Origin of the sequence: Mesorhizobium sp. M7A.F.Ca.ET.027.03.2.1 (assembly GCF_003999175.1) — a bacterium.
Classification (GTDB): Bacteria; Pseudomonadota; Alphaproteobacteria; order Rhizobiales; family Rhizobiaceae; genus Mesorhizobium.
On record NZ_RZOM01001246.1, the window covers coordinates 1 to 1,593 of the forward strand.

Genomic DNA, 1,593 nt, shown 5'->3' on the forward strand with positions numbered 1-1,593 from the left:
CCCGGAAGCCGACCGCCGCGCCCAATTGCTGCACATGGCGACGCTGCTCGACGACCTCTACCCGACCTTCCGGCTGTTTCTCTATGACGGGCGGATGCGCTATTCGATCCCCTACACCATCTTCGGCCCCTATCGTGCGGCCATCTATGTCGGCGACATGTATCTAGTGCTCAACGCCACCCAGCCCATCCAGACGCTGATCCAGCATTTCGACAATCTGATCCGCGCCGCCGACATCAATGCGCACGAGGCGTCCGGCTTCGCGCACAGACTGGCCGGCATGTCGTTCCCAACAGGCACTGTCTGATCTCTGGCAATCATGGTCCTCTGGTGGAGCCTCGTCCCGGCCACGCCATTTCCATTTTTGAAGGACAGCTCATGCCCGATCCGCGCCGCATCGTCGTTCCACCCCAGTCGGGCCGCGCCATCCGCGTCTCACGAGGCGACCTCATCCGCATCATCGATCCCAAAGGACAGCAGGTTTCCGATCTCTGGGCTTTCAGCACCGACCCGACGGTCGACTGGCTGAGCACCTCGCAGACCCGTGACATCACCAAGCGGCTTTTTCCCGCAATCGGCGACAGTTTCTTCAGTGCCGCCGCCAAGCCGATGCTGACGCTGGTCGAAGATGGCTCGCCGGGTCCGCACGACATGCTTTACCCCGCTTGCGACAGCGCGCTCTATGAGCGCGCCGGATTTCCCAATCATCCGAACTGCCGGGACAATCTGATGCAGGCGCTGGCCACAGAGGGCATATCGCTGCCTTTCGCCCCCGATCCGGTCGATCTCTTTCAGAACTCCTTGCCGGAACCCGACGGTCGGCTGGTGGTTTCCGCGTCGATCAACCCGCCGGGCGGCTATGTGACGTTGCGCGCCGAACAGGACCTCCTGCTGGTGGTCACCGCTTGCTCGGTTGACTACTATCCAACCAATGGCGGGGTCTGCACCGAAATCCACGTCGAGGTCACCTCGACACGGTGAGGAAACGCCTCCGATCCGGTGTCGGCATCGCTCCAAAATCGTTGACTACACATAAAGACTTCTTTATATCCTTATTCGACTTCGAAACATGAAAGCCAATCCGATGACGACCACCAACCCGATCGATACGCTGCTGGCTGAAAAGGGCGTGCTGCTAGCCGATGGCGCCACCGGCACAAACCTGTTCGCCATGGGGCTGGAGGCGGGCGAGGCGCCAGAGCTGCTCAACGAGACGGCGCCCGACACCATCACCAGCCTGCATCAGAATTTCGTCGATGCCGGCGCCGACATCATCCTCACCAACTCGTTCGGCGGCACCCGTCACCGCTTGAAGCTGCACCATGCGCAGGATCGCGTGCACGCGTTGAACAAACGCGCCGCTGAGCTTGCGCGTGCGGTCGCCGGCAAGGCCGGCCGCAAGGTCATCGTCGCCGGCTCGGTCGGCCCGACCGGCGAATTGCTGGTGCCGCTTGGCGCCATGACCTATGACGAGGCGGTCGACGCCTTCGCCGAGCAGATCGAGGGCCTCAAGGAAGGCGGCGCCGAAATCGCCTGGATCGAGACCATGTCAGCTCCCGACGAGATCCGCGCCGCCGCAGCCGGGCCTGACCT

2 protein-coding genes and 1 pseudogene are annotated in these 1,593 nt (G+C 62.6%); all 3 read left to right on the plus strand.

Annotation, left to right across the window (positions count from 1 at the left end; genetic code table 11):
- A pseudogene (locus EN750_RS33465) lies at positions 1–307 on the plus strand (transcriptional regulator); the annotation flags it as partial.
- 71 nt (positions 308–378) lie between these two features.
- Positions 379–981 carry an urea carboxylase-associated family protein gene (locus EN750_RS33470; protein ID WP_127399207.1) on the plus strand — a complete coding sequence of 201 codons (603 nt, stop codon included), beginning with the start codon at positions 379–381 and terminating at the stop codon, positions 979–981.
- 103 nt (positions 982–1,084) lie between these two features.
- Positions 1,085–1,593, plus strand: a 509-nt coding sequence (locus EN750_RS33475) for a homocysteine S-methyltransferase family protein (protein ID WP_189526653.1), incomplete at its 3' end; no start/stop codon positions are given.

Excerpts from the sequence above, each read along its gene's own strand:
- EN750_RS33470 (WP_127399207.1), top strand. The coding sequence starts at position 379 with ATGCCCGATCCGCGCCGCATCGTCGTTCCACCCCAGTCGGGCCGCGCC.